12 protein-coding genes are annotated in these 18,182 nt (G+C 40.3%); 7 read left to right on the top strand and 5 right to left on the bottom strand.

Annotated elements, in window-relative coordinates; all coding sequences use genetic code 11:
- The first annotated feature begins 38 nt into the window (after nucleotides 1-38).
- Nucleotides 39-2,351 carry an ATP-dependent helicase gene (locus D0T51_RS00420; protein WP_163723798.1) on the top strand — a complete coding sequence of 771 codons (2,313 nt, stop codon included), beginning with the start codon at nucleotides 39-41 and terminating at the stop codon, nucleotides 2,349-2,351.
- A 249-nt stretch (nucleotides 2,352-2,600) separates the two neighbouring features.
- Here D0T51_RS00420 and D0T51_RS00415 read toward each other — a convergent pair whose 3' ends face one another.
- Nucleotides 2,601-3,815 carry a lipopolysaccharide assembly protein LapB gene (locus tag D0T51_RS00415; protein WP_163723796.1) on the bottom strand — a complete coding sequence of 405 codons (1,215 nt, stop codon included), beginning with the start codon at nucleotides 3,813-3,815 and terminating at the stop codon, nucleotides 2,601-2,603.
- A 39-nt stretch (nucleotides 3,816-3,854) separates the two neighbouring features.
- Nucleotides 3,855-6,449, bottom strand: coding sequence for a DNA gyrase subunit A (gyrA, locus tag D0T51_RS00410; protein ID WP_163723794.1), 2,595 nt, complete (start codon nucleotides 6,447-6,449; stop codon nucleotides 3,855-3,857).
- Between the two features lie 202 nt (nucleotides 6,450-6,651).
- On the opposite strand from gyrA, the gene D0T51_RS00405 reads away from it, so the two are divergent.
- The 3 genes from D0T51_RS00405 (at nucleotide 6,652) to msrA (ending at nucleotide 12,337) form a co-directional block, all read left to right on the top strand.
- Nucleotides 6,652-9,222 carry an ATP-dependent Clp protease ATP-binding subunit gene (locus D0T51_RS00405; protein WP_163723792.1) on the top strand — a complete coding sequence of 857 codons (2,571 nt, stop codon included), beginning with the start codon at nucleotides 6,652-6,654 and terminating at the stop codon, nucleotides 9,220-9,222.
- Nucleotides 9,223-9,690: 468 nt separating this feature from the next.
- A complete protein-coding gene (gene htpG / locus D0T51_RS00400; RefSeq protein WP_163723790.1) occupies nucleotides 9,691-11,742 on the top strand; it encodes a molecular chaperone HtpG in 2,052 nt (683 codons plus the stop codon).
- Nucleotides 11,743-11,842: 100 nt separating this feature from the next.
- On the top strand, nucleotides 11,843-12,337 hold the full coding sequence (msrA, locus tag D0T51_RS00395; RefSeq protein WP_163723788.1) for a peptide-methionine (S)-S-oxide reductase MsrA: 495 nt from the start codon (nucleotides 11,843-11,845) through the stop codon (nucleotides 12,335-12,337).
- Here msrA and D0T51_RS00390 read toward each other — a convergent pair.
- Genes D0T51_RS00390 through D0T51_RS00380 form a run of 3 tightly spaced genes read right to left on the bottom strand, consistent with a single transcriptional unit; the run spans nucleotide 12,334 to nucleotide 14,391 of the window.
- A complete protein-coding gene (locus D0T51_RS00390; RefSeq protein ID WP_163723787.1) occupies nucleotides 12,334-13,275 on the bottom strand; it encodes a glycosyltransferase family 2 protein in 942 nt (313 codons plus the stop codon). The genes msrA and D0T51_RS00390 overlap by 4 nt on opposite strands.
- Nucleotides 13,272-13,658, bottom strand: coding sequence for a GtrA family protein (locus D0T51_RS00385; RefSeq protein WP_163723785.1), 387 nt, complete (start codon nucleotides 13,656-13,658; stop codon nucleotides 13,272-13,274). Before D0T51_RS00385 ends, D0T51_RS00390 begins: the two co-directional genes overlap by 4 nt.
- Entirely contained in the window at nucleotides 13,645-14,391 is a 747-nt protein-coding gene (locus tag D0T51_RS00380; protein WP_163723783.1) for a hypothetical protein, read from the bottom strand. Before D0T51_RS00380 ends, D0T51_RS00385 begins: the two co-directional genes overlap by 14 nt.
- Before the next feature lie 255 nt (nucleotides 14,392-14,646).
- Between D0T51_RS00380 and D0T51_RS00375 the strand changes: the two genes are divergently transcribed.
- The 3 genes from D0T51_RS00375 to D0T51_RS00365 are packed head-to-tail and all read left to right on the top strand — an operon-like array spanning nucleotide 14,647 to nucleotide 18,180.
- Entirely contained in the window at nucleotides 14,647-15,909 is a 1,263-nt protein-coding gene (locus tag D0T51_RS00375; RefSeq protein WP_163723781.1) for an efflux RND transporter periplasmic adaptor subunit, read from the top strand.
- Nucleotides 15,910-15,928: 19 nt separating this feature from the next.
- Nucleotides 15,929-17,173 carry an efflux RND transporter periplasmic adaptor subunit gene (locus D0T51_RS00370; RefSeq protein WP_163723778.1) on the top strand — a complete coding sequence of 415 codons (1,245 nt, stop codon included), beginning with the start codon at nucleotides 15,929-15,931 and terminating at the stop codon, nucleotides 17,171-17,173.
- Between the two features lie 2 nt (nucleotides 17,174-17,175).
- Nucleotides 17,176-18,180, top strand: coding sequence for an HlyD family secretion protein (locus tag D0T51_RS00365; RefSeq protein ID WP_163723776.1), 1,005 nt, complete (start codon nucleotides 17,176-17,178; stop codon nucleotides 18,178-18,180).
- The last annotated feature ends 2 nt before the right edge of the window (nucleotides 18,181-18,182 follow it).

The raw sequence follows: 18,182 nt of genomic DNA, 5'->3' as shown, positions 1-18,182 counted from the left end.
ATCACTACCTTTGTTTCTTCATATAAAAGGTCCAAAGAGTGGAAGAATATCTCAGTCAATTAAACGATAGTCAGCGTGCAGCGGTTACCTATATAGATGGACCTGCATTGGTTATAGCCGGTGCGGGTTCCGGAAAAACAAGAGTATTAACCTATAAGATCGCCTATTTATTGAATCAGGGGATTCCTCCTTATGCTATTCTGGCATTGACTTTCACCAATAAGGCAGCCCGGGAAATGAAGGAACGTATTGCTTCGGTGGTGGGTGAGCAGGTGGCCAGTCGTCTCTGGATGGGGACCTTTCACTCCCTATTCTCTCGTATCCTTCGTTCGGAAGCTGAGAGTATAGGATATCCATCTAATTTCACGATCTATGATTCAACTGACTCTAAAAGCCTTTTAAAAGCCATCATTAAAGAAATGCAACTGGATGATAAAACCTATCGTCCGGGTATGGTGCAAGGCCGTATTTCCAATGCGAAAAATGCCTTGATAACCTGGCGGGCTTATGAACAAAACAAAGAGTTGGTAGAATATGATATAAAAGCGAAAGTCCCTTTGATACGTGAAATCTATAAGCGTTATCAAAGCCGGTGTTTACAAGCCGGAGCCATGGATTTCGATGACTTACTCCTTAATACAAATATTCTTTTTCGGGATCATCCGGCTGTATTGGATAAATACCGCCAGTTTTTCCAATATATTCTGGTAGATGAGTATCAGGATACAAATTTCGCACAACATCTTATTGTGCAGCGCTTGAGTGAGGCGCATGGTCGTATAACGGTGGTGGGTGACGACGCACAAAGCATTTATTCCTTCCGCGGGGCTAATATTGATAATATATTGCAACTGAAAAAGGTATATCCGGGCTGCCGGACATTTAAATTGGAACGGAACTATCGTTCTACGCAAAACATCGTAAATGCAGCTAATAGTCTGATACATAAAAATAAAGAACAGATTCAAAAGACTGTTTATTCAGAAAATGCAGAAGGAGAAAAGGTGCAGGCATTTGCTTCTTATTCGGATTACGAAGAAGGGTATGCGGTAGCCTCGAAGATAGAGGGAATGCGGAATAAAAAAGAGTATGATTATGCTGATTTCGCTATTTTATACCGTACCAATGCACAATCTCGTATCCTGGAAGAGGCTCTTCGGAAAAGAGGTATTCCGTATAAAATATATGGGGGACTCTCTTTTTATCAACGGAAAGAGATTAAAGATGTGATTGCTTATTTCCGGATTATCATAAATCCTCATGATGAAGAAGCCTTGAAACGGATAATCAATTATCCGGCGAGAGGGATAGGGGAGACGACTGTCGGGAAGTTAATAACTGCTGCAAATCAGTATAATACAAGCCTTTGGTCGATCCTAAAAGAACCTTTATCTTATGCTGTTTCTATCAATGGAGGGACGGCCAAAAAGCTGAGTGACTTCAGGGAATTGATGGATTCATTTATTCTTTTCAGTCAAACAAATTCGGCTGAAGAGGTTGCCGCTCATATTGTAAAACAAAGTGGTATATTTTCTCTTATGGTACAGGATCAATCGGTTGAAGGAATTAGTAAACGAGAAAACCTGGAAGAACTTTTGAAAGGGATTGCAGAGTTTGTACAGATTCGACGGGAAGAAGGAATGGACCGGGTTTCTTTGGCCGATTTTCTTTCTGATGTGGCTTTATTAACCGACCAGGATAATGCCAAAGAGGAACAAACCAACAAAGTGACTCTTATGACTGTTCATGCAGCCAAAGGGCTTGAATTTAAAAATGTATTTGTTGTTGGCTTGGAAGAAGATCTTTTTCCTTCCCAGATGGCTAAAGACAATATCCGGGCGATTGAAGAAGAGAGACGCCTTTTTTATGTAGCTATTACCCGGGCAGAAGAAAATTGTGTGTTGTCTTATGCCAAAAGTCGGTTTCGTAACGGGAAAACTGCGATCTGTTCTCCCAGCCGTTTTTTGAAGGATATAGACAAGAAATACCTTGATTTACCGGAAGATACAAGTCTGTCGAATGATACATTCTCTTTAAGAGAAAAGTACCAACGTCCGGCATTTCAATCACCTTTTCAACAACCCAAAGCCGTGGATACTTCTTCATCCATTACACAGCCCCAAAGATCTCGTCTGAAGCGGATTGAACCCGAAAGAACTGTTCAACCCAATACTTCAGGCATGGAAGTATCCGGATTACAGGTCGGTTTCTGTGTGCGACACGAACGTTTCGGCGAGGGAAAAGTGATTGCCATTGAAGGTGACGGAGGAAATACAAAAGCAACCGTGGAGTTTACACATTTCGGTCAAAAACAACTTTTATTAAAATTTGCTAAACTAATAATCCTTTGATATCCGAGCTTGTATGCAGATCTGTTTGGAAATAGGCTTTTAAATTCATAATCACTATTATGTTTAATAGCTTATTTCGAAACTCTCCTCTTATTTGGAATTTCTCTTTCCAATTTCAAAAAGAAAGTAAAGTTTATAACATCACTATTCTCTTCTATTCATGAAGTTTTTCAATGAGAATAAAAAAGAAGAAAGCCATCCCCGTTAGAGAATGGCTTTCTTTTTTATCAGTTCTTTTGTATAAAATTCTTATTTATTCAAAAGTGCTTCAATTTCATCGTATTCTTTACCCATGTTCAGGTTATAATAAATACCTCTTAAAGCTACAAGATATTCTGTTTGTTCTGGTTTTAATTGACGTGCTTGTTCAAAAAATGGACGTGCTTGTTCAAACAGAGCTTTAGCTTTGGCTAATTCTTCTTGGTAAAGTTTATTATCGCTAATCATATTAGCATCTCCTTGTATTGTAACAGCCTGGTTGTAATATAACCGTCCTAGATTGGATAAGGCATCAACATACTGAGGATCAATCTCCAATGCTTTTTTGAAAGTAGCTTCTGCTTTTTCAACGTCTTTCAAAGACTCATATATACTACCTAATACATCATATAACTGTGGATTGTTCGGTTCGTCATTGATGGCTGTTTGCAGGTATTGGATAGCTTCTTCATTTCTATTGGAATAGATATAAATATTGATCAGGTGAAGCATATAGAATTTTTCTTCAGGAAATTTCTGAAGTCCTTCGATCAAAACCTTTTCCATATTTACACTATCGTTTAACTGCTGGTATTCACCAAACAAATATTGGTACACTTCGTTGCCTTTGTAGTCTGTTTCTTTGGCACGATTTAAAGCAGCAATAGCTGTTTGAGGTTCACCCAGTTGAGTAGCAGCAACGCCTGAATAGAATTGAACGATCATAAAGTTTGAATCTCTGGCTGCAACCGGTTCCCCTTTAAACATGGGGTGATCCGATATGACCAAATATTTTTCAAAAGATTCATACGCTTTGCGGTAATCTCTTTGATCAAAATAATAAGCACCTGCATTGAAATATTGGATATGATTAGCACTTAAAACACCTTTTATATCTTTTGTATGTTTAGGTTTGATCTTTCCTTTTGCATCAGGTAATTGATCCAACTCATAAGACTTTTCAAAATAAGGCAATGCATTCAGAAGTGCTTGGTACATAACGGGTTGATTCGGTTGTTGTCCCAGCATTTCTTTCATTCTTTCTGTGCTGAATTGTTGATCTTCGATATAACCGGCAACAAACCATGTTTTGGCATCATCTTTTGTTTCCGGATTTTCCAAAGCACCTTGTATCAATGTTCTAGCTTCAGCGTAATCTGCTTTGTCTCCTTTCGCAATGTTTTGTGCTTGACTTACTGCTTTCTTTTGAGCAAAAGAGGCAGAAGCTATTACACATAATGCAACTGTTAATAATACTCGTTTCATGCGATTCTAATTTGAGATTAATATTTAAGTTATTTATAATTATTCTTCTGTGTTCTTTTCATCCCCTTCCGGCAGTTCTATTGCATCATCTAATTTATTAGACTCTGTTTCTGCATTAGGGTTTACTTCATGCATTTCCAATTTAGCATCCCGTTCCGCTTTTTCTTCTGCGATTTGTTCATCGGTTTCGGATAATACTTTGCAGACAGAGGCTATTTCATCGTGGCGTTTGCCCAGGTTAATCAAACGCACCCCTTGTGTGGCGCGACCAATGACATTGATATCTTCGACTTTCATCCGGATCGTAATACCCGATTTATTTATAATCATCAAGTCATTTTCTTCTGTCACACTTTTAATAGCAACAAGTTTACCTGTTTTATCGGTGATATGAATGGTTTTTACTCCTTTTCCTCCCCGGTTAGTCATACGATAATCGTCAATATTCGAGCGTTTACCATATCCTTGTTCCGATACGACGAGGATTGTTTCGGTTTCTTTGTCTTTGAGACATATCATACCGATAGCTTCATCCTCTTTTCCATCCAATGTCATTCCTCGGACACCAGCAGCTGTACGTCCCATTACACGGACTTTGCTTTCGTGGAACCGAATAGCCCGTCCGTTTTTATTGGCAATAATCACCTCATTGTCTCCATTGGTCATCTTCACTTGGATCAAACCGTCGTCTTCACGTAATGTAATGGCATTTACCCCATTCTGACGTGGACGTGAATAAGCCTCCAACAACGTTTTCTTGATAACCCCTTTCTTGGTGCAGAACAACAGATAATGTGAATTGATAAATTCCGTATCAGTCGTTAATTTTTTCACACGAATGAAAGCCTGTACCTTATCTCCGGATTCAATATTCAACAAATTCTGAATGGCTCTTCCTTTGGCATTTTTAGCTCCTTCCGGTATTTCATATACTTTCAGCCAATAACATTTACCCCTTGCTGTAAAGATCAACAGGGTCGCATGCATAGAGGCCGGATAGATATATTCCACAAAGTCTTCATCCCTTGTTTCAGAACCTTTGGCCCCTACTCCACCTCGTCCTTGTGCTCTAAACTCACTTAATGGTGTACGTTTGATATATCCCATATGAGAGATCGTAATAATCATCTCATCATCTGAATAGAAATCTTCCGGATTCAGTTCTTCTGAAGCATAAACAATATCGGTTTTTCTTTCGTCACCATATTTGTCTTTTACTTCCTGCAGTTCTTCTTTGACCACCTGCATGCAACGTTCTTCGCTTTCCAGAATTTCTTTCAAGTCAGCGATCAATTTTTCTATTTCTTCAAATTCAGCCCGTAACTTGGTTTGTTCAAGTCCTGTCAGTTGACGAAGGCGCATTTCAACAATGGCACGGGATTGAATTTCAGACAAAGAGAAACGTTCAATCAGGCGTTCAATAGCCTCTTGCGGACTTTTAGAAGAGCGTATGATAGCAATTACTTCATCGATATTATCGGAAGCAATAATGAGTCCTTCCAGAATATGTGCCCGTTCTTCTGCTTTCTTCAGGTCAAAACGGGTACGACGCAATACTACATCCTGGCGATGATCCACAAATGCGCCAATCTGATCTTTCAAATTAAGCTGTCTGGGGCGTCCATTGACCAAGGCGATATTATTTACGCTGAATGACGATTGCAGTGCCGTCAGTTTATACAATTTATTAAGAACCACACTGGAATTGGCATCCCGTTTAATATCCACCACGATACGCATCCCGTGACGGTCGGATTCATCATTTACGTTAGAAATACCCTCAATACGTTTGTCATTTACCAGTTCAGCAATGTATTTGATCAGTTCCGCTTTGTTTACTAAATAAGGTATCTCTGTAATGACTATTTTCTCATGATTATGTTCCTGTTCAATTTCCGCTTTCCCACGCAGGACAATACGTCCCCTACCCGTTTCAAAAGCATCCTTCACACCGGCATACCCATAGATCGTAGCCCCTGTGGGAAAGTCCGGAGCTTTCACATACTCCATTAATCCTTCCACATCAATTTCTCCACGGCTCTCGATATAGGCAATACATCCATCCAATACCTCACTCATATTATGAGGAGCCATATTGGTGGCCATCCCTACGGCAATACCTGATGCCCCATTCACCAAAAGATTGGGAATACGAGTCGGTAAAACGGTTGGTTCCTTTAATGTATCATCAAAGTTCAGTTGAAAGTCTACGGTGTCTTTATCAATATCCCGCAACATTTCTTCAGCCAGTTTACTCAGGCGGGCTTCCGTATAACGCATAGCAGCAGGGCTATCACCGTCTACAGAACCGAAGTTTCCTTGTCCGTCAACCAGCGGATAACGCAACGACCAGGGTTGCGCCATACGTACCATTGTGAAATATACAGAAGAGTCACCATGGGGGTGGTACTTACCCAACACATCCCCTACTATTCTTGCAGATTTTTTATAAGGTTTATCGGATGTATTACCCAATTCATTCATCCCAAATAACACACGACGGTGAACAGGTTTAAAACCATCCCTTACATCAGGAAGAGCACGAGATACGATCACTGACATTGAATAATCAATGTATGCCGACTTCATTTCATCCTCGATGTTAATCTTTATAATTCTGTCTTGATCAACCATTTAGCTTTTTATTAATTACACTCACATTCTCATCTCTGAAAAATCGCACTAAGGTAAGAGTTTTCCCGGTACTACGAAAGAATTTAATCTGAAAATTTGTTATCCAGCCCTTTTCAAATCTTATTCCCGAACAATGGCATAGATTTTGCTGTTAAGTAAGCAGAGTTTATTAATTTTGCATAGTCATAGTACATTATATAATATGAAAAATAATTATTCAAAAAGGTTGATCGATGTTATCGAATATAGCCGGGAAGAAGCCACCAGGCTTCAAAATAGCTATATCGGACCGGAACATTTGATGTTAGGCCTTATTCGTGATGGTGAAGGGAAAGCTTTACAAATCTTGGATGAACTACATATTGACACAAGAGAGGTAAAGAAAAGAATCGAACAGGAGATTCGTCATACCGTTGACGTGGAGGATAATGCCCAACCGGAGATAGCCATAACCAAAACCACGGAACGCGTGTTGCGCATGAGTATGTTGGAAGCCCGCATGTTTAAAAGTATGGAAACAGATACCGAACATTTGTTATTGGCTCTGTTGAAAGAAGAGTACAATGTGGCGGCTCGTGTTTTGGAAAAAGAAGGTGTGACTTATCGTACAGTATATAATTACCTGGTAAGTGGTACGGGATTGTCTGAATATGAAGACGTTGAAGAGATCAGCGACGGCTATACGGATGATGATGACGAAGAAGACGAAGATGAAAATTTCTCTTCCCGTAAAGAATCTTCCCGGGGTGGACAGGGCACAGGTGCGGCACAGCAAAAATCCCCCAACGATACGCCCGTATTGGATAATTTCGGAACCGATATGACACGTGCGGCAGCAGAGAATCGCCTGGATCCTATTGTCGGACGTGAAAAAGAGATAGAACGTCTGGCCCAGATACTTAGCCGCCGCAAAAAGAATAATCCGGTATTGATCGGTGAACCGGGAGTGGGTAAATCGGCTATTGTAGAAGGCCTGGCTTTACGTATTACCCAACGCAAAGTATCCCGTATTCTTTTTGACAAACGGGTGATAAGCCTGGATATGGCTTCCATTGTTGCCGGCACCAAATACCGCGGACAATTCGAGGAACGTATCAAAGCGATACTGAATGAACTCTCCAAAAATCCGAATATCATTTTATTTATCGACGAGATTCATACCATTGTAGGTGCCGGTTCCGCATCCGGTTCTATGGATGCAGCGAATATGTTAAAACCTGCATTGGCACGTGGAGAGATACAATGTATAGGGGCTACGACCCTGGATGAATACCGTAAGAACATCGAAAAGGACGGAGCTTTGGAACGTCGTTTCCAGAAAGTCATAGTCGATCCTACGACAGCCGAAGAAACCTTGCAGATATTGAAAAATATAAAACCCCGGTACGAAGAACATCATAATGTCACCTATACCGATGCGGCACTGGACGCGTGTGTCAAATTGACAGAAAGATACATCAGCGACCGTAATTTTCCGGATAAAGCCATTGATGCTTTGGACGAAGCCGGATCCCGCGTGCATATCTCCAATATCATTGTGCCCAAGAGCATGGAAGAGCTGGAAGGCAAAATAGAAGAGACAAAAGTAGAGAAGCTTGCCGCTGTTAAATCGCAGAACTTTGAATTGGCTGCCAGCTTTCGGGATAAAGAACGCCAATACCTCTTACAACTGGAGGCGGCCAAGGCGAAATGGGAACAGGAAATGCAGGAACATCGGGAAACGGTCGATGAAGAAAAGGTGGCAGAAGTAGTAGCCATGATGTCTGGTGTCCCCGTTCAACGGATTGCCACGGCCGAGAATGTGAAACTGCTAGAGATGGGAGAAACACTGAAAAGCCAGGTAGTGGGTCAGGATGAAGCGGTACAGAAGATTGTCAAAGCCATTCAACGCAACCGGGTGGGACTCAAAGATCCCAACAAACCGATCGGCACCTTTATGTTCCTGGGCCCTACCGGAGTGGGTAAAACGCATTTGGCAAAGAAATTAGCCGAATACCTGTTCGATTCATCAGATGCTTTGGTGCGTATCGATATGAGTGAATATTTAGAGAAATTTGCCGTTTCCCGCTTGATCGGAGCGCCTCCGGGATATGTCGGATATGAAGAAGGGGGACAATTAACAGAAAAGGTACGGCGCAAACCCTATTCGGTTGTTTTATTGGATGAGATAGAAAAGGCACATCCCGACGTATTTAACCTCTTGTTGCAGGTTCTTGATGAAGGACGTCTGACAGATAGTCTGGGGCGGCGTATCGACTTTAAGAATACGATTCTTATCATGACCTCCAATATCGGAACCCGTCAATTGAAAGATTTTGGCCGCGGGGTTGGTTTCAATACGCAGGCGGCAGGTGAAACGGATAAAGACTTCTCCCGTTCTGTTATTCAGAAAGCGTTGAATAAGGCTTTTGCCCCTGAGTTTTTGAACCGTGTGGATGATATCATTATGTTTGACCAGTTGGATAAAACAGCGATACACAAAATCATCGATATCGAATTAAAAGGACTTTACAAACGCGTATGTGACCTGGGGTATGAGTTAGTTATTACAGAGGAAGCAAAAGATTTTATTGCGACCAAAGGGTATGACATCCAGTTTGGTGCCCGTCCGTTAAAACGTGCCATTCAGAAATACCTGGAAGATGAGATGGCTGAAATGATCATTCGCGCTTCAGTGGGTGAAGGCGATCAGATTCTTGTAGGTTTCAATAAAGAAGAACAACAGATCACAACAGAAGTAAAAAAGAAGAGAAAAAGAAAATCTATTGAATAAAAAATAGTAGCTACTAAAAAAAGGTTATTCGGAAATTATCCGGATAACCTTTTTTTATTCCCCCCTACTCCCCTCTCCGATGGCAACAAAGAAGACCGCTTCGCCCCCACACACAAAGAAAAAAACAGTTCAAAAGGCGGGGAAATAAAAGTGTCGATAACTGTCGACACAAATGCCGATATATATCGGCACAATTGCTGACATATATCGGCAATTTTGCCGACGATCGTCAGCAATTTTATTTATGTCCCTTAAGTGAGAGTTATTCCTTTTCTTTTTGTGCCACGTAGGACACCCTTTATGGATTTCAAAAAAAAGAAAGAGCATATTTGGAGGGGCTGACAGTATGATACGAAAGTCTGTAAATTTGTCAGAGTCGCTGCAAATTTGTTTGCGGAATTTTGTTTGGCATTTGTTTTGCTTATCATAGAGTATACTTAATACTAAATATACAAAATAAAAAATGATATGAATAAGCAAGGAAACATAGGGGTTACAAGTGAAAACATCTTCCCTATTATCAAAAAATTTCTTTACAGTGATCATGAAATCTTTTTACGTGAGATTGTGTCGAATGCAGTCGATGCTACCCAAAAACTAAAAACCCTTTCTTCGGTAGGTGAGTTTAAGGGTGAATTGGGGGATCTAACGGTTCATGTCAAATTCGACGAGGAGAAAATCACGATTTCAGACCGCGGTGTAGGTATGACTGCCGAAGAGATTGATAAGTATATCAATCAGATTGCTTTCTCCGGAGCCGAAGAGTTTGTGGAAAAATACAAGAACGATGCCGCTTCTATCATTGGACATTTCGGATTAGGTTTTTATTCTTCTTTTATGGTTTCTAAGCGGGTGGAGATTATCACCAAATCACACAAAGAAGGAGCTGTAGCCATGAAGTGGAGTTGCGAAGGCAATCCGGAGTACACCATGGAAGAGACCGAAAAAGAAAGCCGGGGTACAGATATCATCCTGTATATAGATGATGAGAATAAAGATTTTCTGACGAAAGAGAAATTAAATGGTTTATTGACCAAATACTGTCGTTTCCTGCCTGTTCCGATCGCATTTGGGAAGAAACAAGAATGGAAAGACGGCAGTTATGTAGATACGGACGAGGATAATATCGTCAATGATACAACGCCTGCCTGGGTGCGTAAACCGGCGGATATGACGGATGAAGACTATAAGAAGTTTTACCAGGATCTGTATCCGATGAGCGAAGAACCTTTGTTCTGGATACACCTGAATGTGGACTATCCGTTTAACCTGACAGGTATTTTGTATTTCCCTCGTATAAAGAGCAATATGGATTTGCATCGCAATAAGATCCAGTTATACTGCAACCAGGTGTTTGTTACAGATTCGGTGGAAGGTATTGTACCTGAATTCCTTACCTTACTGCATGGTGTATTGGATTCGCCGGATATCCCGTTGAATGTATCTCGCTCTTACCTGCAGAGCGACCAGAATGTCAAAAAGATATCGGCCCATATAACCAAGAAAGTATCCGATCGGTTGGAGGAAATATTTAAGAGTGAACGTGTTTCCTTTGAAGAAAAATGGGATAGCCTGAAATTATTCATCCAATATGGTATGTTGACGGATGAAAAATTCTATGACCGTGCGGCTAAATATGCCTTATTAAAGGATGTCGACAATAAGTATTTTACCTTCGACGAATACAAAACGCTGGTAGAAGGCAGTCAAACGGACAAAGAAGGGAATTTGATCTATCTATACACCAACAGCAAAGAAGAGCAATACAGTTACATACAAGCAGCCAAAGACAAAGGATACAGCGTACTGATTATGGACGGGCAACTGGACACACACCTGGTTGGACAATTGGAACAGAAGTTCGAAAAGACCCGCTTTGTGCGTGTAGACAGTGACACGATCGACAATCTGATTCGCAAAGAAGAAGCAGGCAAAGTAGCCTTGGATGAAGAGCAGAAGAATGCCTTGCAACAAATCTTTAAGAGCCAGATGCCTCAGATGGAAAAGGTAGATTTCATGGTCACTTTCGAAGCTTTGGGAGAAAACACGAACCCGGTCATGCTTACACAAAGTGAATATATGCGTCGTATGCGTGAGATGTCTGCTATGCAGCCGGGTATGTCTTTCTATGGTGAACTGCCGGACAGTTATAATCTGGTGTTGAATACGGATCACTCTTTGGTGAAAAAGGTGTTGGCCGATGAAGAGCTTGCACTCAACGAGAAATTGAATCCTATCACGGCAGATATCAAAGGTTGGGAAGCACGTCAAGCCGACCTGCGTGAAAGTCAAAGTAAGAAAAAAGAAGAAGAGATTTCAGCCCAGGAAAAAGAAGATTTGACGCAGACGGATAAGAAACTGAACGAACTCCGTAGTCAACGGGATCTTTTATTGACTGCTTATGCGGAAGAAAACAAACTGGTCGGTCAGTTAATTGATTTGGCCTTATTAGGCAATGGCATGCTGAAAGGAGAAGCCCTGAGCCAATTTATCAAACGAAGTGTTCAACTGATAGGATAATATATATAAGTTGTTGTTTAAGGCTGTCCGATTTTTCTTTCCGGACAGCCTTTTTCAATAATTTTATGTACGTTTGTTGCGCCATAAAAAATCAATACGTATGCAAGAAAAAATAGAAGAAACAGCTTATTTCGCCTCCGGTTGTTTTTGGGGAGTGCAATATCATTTCAACAAAATAGAAGGGGTAGAAGCTACTTATGTCGGTTATATGGGTGGGCAATTGGAGAACCCTTCTTATGAAGCGGTCAAGACAGGAACGACAGGGCATGTGGAAACTCTCCAGGTGGTCTATGACCCTAGCCGGGTAAGCTATGCCCACTTATTACGTCTGTATTTCGAAACACATGATTTCACTCAAGTGGGTGGCCAGGGACCGGATATAGGGAGCCAATATCGTTCTGTTCTCTTTTATGCCCATGAGGAACAAAAGAGAGAGGCGGAAGATGTTATGCGTATATTAACTGCCAAGGGATATCAGGTAGCTACCGTATTGGAACCCAAATCCGACTTTTGGATAGCGGAGGACTATCACCAGCACTATTATCAAAAAAACGGGGATACGCCTTATTGCCATATCTATAAGAAGATATTCTAATGGGGAAAATTCTTCTTTTCGTCTACTATATATTCAGGCCGGGCCTTTATTTCGTCAAAGAGAATACCGATGTATTGTCCGACAACTCCTACTGTGATCAATTGCACGCCACCAAAAAAGATGATAGTGAAAATAATAGAGGTCCATCCTGTTTCCGCATGACTGAAACCGTATATTTTGCCTAAGGTGAACCATATGGCCAAAATGATACCGACCAATACGGCGACAAACCCAAGTCCCATCACCAGCTTCAATGGCTTCTTAGAGAAGTACAATAAGGCATAGGAGGCAAAGCGGAACATCTTACTGATGGGATATTTGGTATCCCCTGCTATCCGGGCTTTTCGTTCATAATAAAAAGGAATCTGTTTGAATCCCACCCAACTGATTAATCCGCGGATATACTTGCCTCTTTCTCTTAAGTGATTAAATTCATCCATCACTTTACGGTCTATAAGACGAAAGTCACCGGTGTCTAAAGGAAAGTCGATCTCACTCATGGAGTTCATTGTGCGGTAAAACAGTTTGGCTGTAAACAATTTAAAACGACTTTCTCCTTCACGGGATTTGCGCACACAATAGACCACATTCGCCTCTTCTTTCTCCTGCAAAGCCAGTATTTCCGGTATGAGTTCAGGAGGATCCTGCATGTCGGCATCCAAGATGACCGCTAAATCGGACTGACAATAATTGATTCCGGCTGTGACTGCAGGTTGATGTCCGAAATTACGGGAAAAATGAATCACTCTGACCTGCTGGGGGTTCGTCGCAGCTATCTCATTCAATAAGTCACGTGTATTATCCTGGCTGCCATCATTGATATAGATAATTTCTGTTTTATGCGGCAGGCTATCCAGTACGGCTTTGGTACGTTGATATGATTCGACAAGAACCAGTTCTTCATTGTAGCAGGGAATTATCAGAGTGAGTGTTTTCATTTATCGTACGATTTAAAAGTAATGTATTTATTCATCACAAAATTGATCACCGTATAAAAAGCCATGCCTATCAGTTGATTATAGTATGGATCGATATTTAACTGTTTGTTCAGGGATAAAACAAGTATCAATTGTAGTAAATAACATACGCCAAATACTGCGCCAAAACGGATACCGCTGCTTACCCATCCGGCGGAACTTTGGAAGGTCCATTGTTTGTTCCATATAAAACTGTTGAGAACTCCGGCTACATATCCTGTCGCATTCGAAATCACATCTGAAATGCCACACATCTTCATCATAATCCATATGACAACAGCAGTAATCAAGGTATTGCTTATCCCTACAATACCATACTTTATGGCCTGTTTAACTGTCTCCATCTCTGGTAATTATATCTTTTATTTCTTCTTTAGATAATTCTTTTACATTCGTTATGGTATATTGGTTGGATAAAAAGTCCCCGTATTGATTACATTCAGTAATAACATTTCCTAAAATACCTTTGATATCGGCCCGGACGGGGATTAAAAGGATAAGCTCGATATAATTATCTTCTATCGTAAGACGTTCTATCTCGCAATTATCCTGAGGAAGTAAATAGTTGAATTCCCGTTCAATCACTTGTTTCTGATATTCCAGGAATACTTTTTTGTCGTTAGACAAGATCAATATATAAAAACGTAGTTTTTCATCCTTCCCTCCCAGACCGGTAGATATATAAATCTGTTTTTCGTCTGAAAATTCGGATTCCAATGATATACGTGCTTCCATGACAGCCATATAGGCCCAATCGGCAATAGCCGGATCTGGATGTTCCACATATTCTTTTAATAAACGATAGGCTTTTACGGATTTAGAAATAGCCAGTGTAGTGATCAGGTGTTTCTTTTCATCGTTAGAGAGGGTTTCGATTTGCAATAAATCAGAAATAGCTTCACATTCTTCATCTGACAATGGCTCTGTGTGATCACTATGGGAACGGATTTGTTCGGAATACTTAAAATACTCCATTTGTATTTCAACCGGAATACGCTGTTCCAGTATATGAAAATGCCCATCCATTTTACTAAAGGAATCACGAAACTGCTTGAATACATCTTTTTCTTTCTTCATAGATCTCTTTTTGTTTTTATTTGTAAAAACAGGAAACCAAAACAAAGGTACTGCTTTTTCCGAAATAAAGAAAGAATGCATGACAAGAGTAAAACTGACAGAAAAAAGGATAGATAAATATTAATGATCTATTAAAAAATGTTATTCAAAATCTTTTTCTACTTAAAAGGATTAAATTGTGCCCCAAATCACGGTTGAGATAAATATTGGTATATCAATTCATTTCGAAGTTTTAGTAATAAAGAAGGTACTATTGTGACAAAAGACAACTCTATCTTATTCTTTCTCTTGATCTTACTCTTTTCTTGTGACTCCCAGGAAACGAAAGATCTCTCCACCTATACTGTATCCTATTCGAATTTTGAGAATATAGTAACGATTGACGGGGTTGTGGAACCGGTGCGTTCGACGACATTGAATTGTCCGATCTATATAGAAGGAGTTATTGCTTATGTGATAGAGGATGGAACCTATGTAGAAGAAGGGGATACGGTTTGTGTGATCGAAGTGCAGGAGTTACAGACGGCTTATAACCAAATGTTATTGAGTTTGGAAAATGCAGAAGCCGGGATCAATAAAACCAAAGCGGAATTGGATATGCAATATGCATTGTTGGAGGCTCAGGTAAAGAATAATGAGGCTGATACACAAATCGCTCAATTGGACTCATTGCAATTAGCTTACAGCACACAAAATCAACGAAGAATAAAAGAACTCGAACTCGAAAAGGTGACTATAGAGAAAGCCAAGCACCAGAAAAAGTTGCATTCTCTGGAGATCATTCAGCAATCGGAAATAAGAAAACTGGAGTTGGAGATCCAGAATCTCAGGAATCGCTCCAAAACAATGAAGGAGCAATTAGATGCTTTAGTATTGAAAGCCCCTTGCCAAGGTTTAGCCACAAGAGCCATCAATCCCTTGACCGGCAATAAATTATTAGTAGGTGATCCGGTTTGGAGCAATATGCCTTTGGTTAAAATACCCGAGTTTAATGAAGTGAAAATTAAAATCATGGCACCGGAAAGAGATTATAAATATATCAATATGAATGACTCTGTTTATTTCACCTTCGACGCTATGCCGGGGAATATGGCTTTTGGCAAGATCATAAAGAAAGCCCCTATGGGCCAACCCTACAAAAGAGGATCGAAAGTGAAACTGTTTGAGGTGGAAGCTTCGGTGGATAGCTTACTGACTCTTCCCGAACCTGGCTTTACGGCCAATTGCCATATTGTATTGAAGCAGATAAAGGATACACTTGTTGTTCCTCAAATAGCCATTTTTGAAGAAGATTCAATGAAGGTTGTTTATATAAAAAGGAATAGAGGTTTCGAAATGCGTCAGGTGGAAACAGGCCTTTCTTCTCCGAAAGAGGCAATCATTACAGCCGGAGTGCAAAAAGATGAAATATTGCTGTTGTCCAAACCTAAAACATCTTTGGTCAAGAAAAAAACGGTATTGCCGGTAATCGCCGTTGACTCCATAGCCAATCCGGAAAATGAAGTAGTTAATAAGTAAAGATTTAGATAGTAATACAATGAGGTGTAGTATCAGGAAAACACAGAAACTAAGTTTGTTTCTTTTATTTGTGACATTGTTTTATGCCTGTGGGAAAAAAGAAGTGCAACAAGTACCCACAGGGAAAGTAACAAAAGGAACCTTCTATATCGATATGCATGAAGAAGGAGAGATAGAAGCTATCCGTTCGATTAATATCTCCTCTCCTACGATCTCCTGGCGATATGGAAACTTAAAAATCACTCAATTGGTGAAAGATGGAGAGGAAGTGAAAGCGGGAGACACAATCATAGTCTTTGATCAGTCCGAAGTTCAAAAAGGAATTGTAGAAGCAGAAGGACGCTTGGAGATAAGTAAAGCAGAATTGGAGAAAATGGTTGCTCAACACCAATCGGATCTGGAAGAGTTAAAAGCCGATTACGAAGTGACCCGCATCGCACAGGAAATATCAAAAATCCGCTTCGAAGCAGCAGGTTACGAATCGGATATAAAAAAGAAAGAGATACAGTTGAACCTGGAAAAAGCAGATATTGCACTCAACAGGGCAAAAGAGCAAATAGACAATCGCATTAAAATCCAGCAGGAAGAGATCAAACAAAAAAATCTTTCGATCGAACAAGACAGAGCCAGGCTGGTTGAAGCCAATGAAACATTGGAGAAATTATTTGTAGTAACTCCTTCACCCGGTATTGCAATCATCAGCCGCAACTGGAGCAGTGGCAATAAATTTCAATTGGGAGATCAGTGTTGGTCCGGCTTCCCTCTTATCCAATTGCCCGACTTGTCTTTGTTGAAAGCTACGGTAAAGATAAACGAAGTGGATATTGCTAAAATCAGTAAAGGACTCAAAGTGGAGATCAAACCGGATGCCTTCTCTGATAGTATATTTACAGGGGAAGTCAACTCGGTAGCTAATCTGGCAGTGAACAAAGACGGTTCCTCTAAAATCAAGGTCTTTCCTGTAGAAATATACATAAAAGAAACGAATGAGAATTTATTACCGGGTTTGACGGTTAGTTGCCGGATTATTATTGATCAGATAGAGGATGTTTTATATGTCCCTCTGGAAGCTATTCATACGGAAGGAGAAAATACTTTTGTGTATAGAAAATCTGGGGGCGGATATAAAAAGACAGAAGTGGAAACAGGGGCAAGTAATTCGGATTTTATTGTCATCACCAAAGGGCTGGATGAAAAGGATGTTGTCGCTTTAGTGGATCCTTTTGTAGAAGAAAAGAAGAACGAAACAAGTAAAAAGAGTTGATTATGAGGAAGAATAAGTTATATAGAATACTCTTATTCCTCCCGGTCTTTCTGTTTCTTGTTTCGTGTGGAAATAAAAAACAGGGAGAGGATAAAGAAAAAGACCGGAGTGGTAAAATTATTATAGAGACAGGGGAGCTGGCTGCTGTCAATTCCCAATCCTTTGTTCTACCCCGTTACGGCCGGTATTGGTATGAAATGCGGATCATTGGTATCCTGGAACATGGAACCATAGTGAATAAGGGAGATTCCATTCTGCAGTTGGACCCGACAGAAATTAAAAAATTCATTATAGACAGGGAAAGTAACCTGGAAACGGAATTGGCGACATTGCAAAAATTGCGTGTCGATCAGAATAATACGATCAACGAACAGGAATCGAGAGTAAAAAATGAAGTGGCTTCATTCGATCTGAAAAAGATAGAACTGGATGCTTCCCGTTTTGAATCGGATCGTTTTCGCAAAATTAAAGAACTGGAATTTGAACAGGCTAAAATCACGTTGGCTAAAGAAAAACGTAAATTGGAACTGAATCACATCGTCAATGCCAATGATTTTAAGATACAGGAGATCAAAGTAAGACAGATAGAAAATGAAATAAAGGATGCCTATAACATCTTACCTAATCTAACCTTATACACTCCGATATCCGGGGTTTTTCAGGTTGCCCGCAACTATCGGACAAATACTTTGGTCAAGGTAGGCGACAATATCTATCCTGGAAACAACCTGGCCAATGTGCCCGAATTGAAATGGATGAAAGTGAATACATTCATTAATGAAAATGATTTTCTAAAGATCAAAAGAGGGCAAAAAGTAGCCGTTCGCCTGGATGCTATGCCCAAATTGGTTTTTGAAGGAGAGATAGCTTATATTGGTAAGCTGTGCCATTTGAGAGATCAGAAATCCCGTCAGAAAGTGTTCGACGTGGAAGTGAACATATTAGAGCCCGATGAAAGGTTAAAACCTGGTATGACGGTAAGTTGTGAATTTTTAGAAAACGATTGATT

The sequence above is a fragment of the Parabacteroides sp. 52 genome (assembly GCF_010500925.1).
In the GTDB taxonomy this organism is placed as follows: domain Bacteria; phylum Bacteroidota; class Bacteroidia; order Bacteroidales; family Tannerellaceae; genus QVMG01.
Note: the sequence above shows the minus strand (reverse complement) of the source record. Positions and strands in the feature narration are given on the sequence as shown.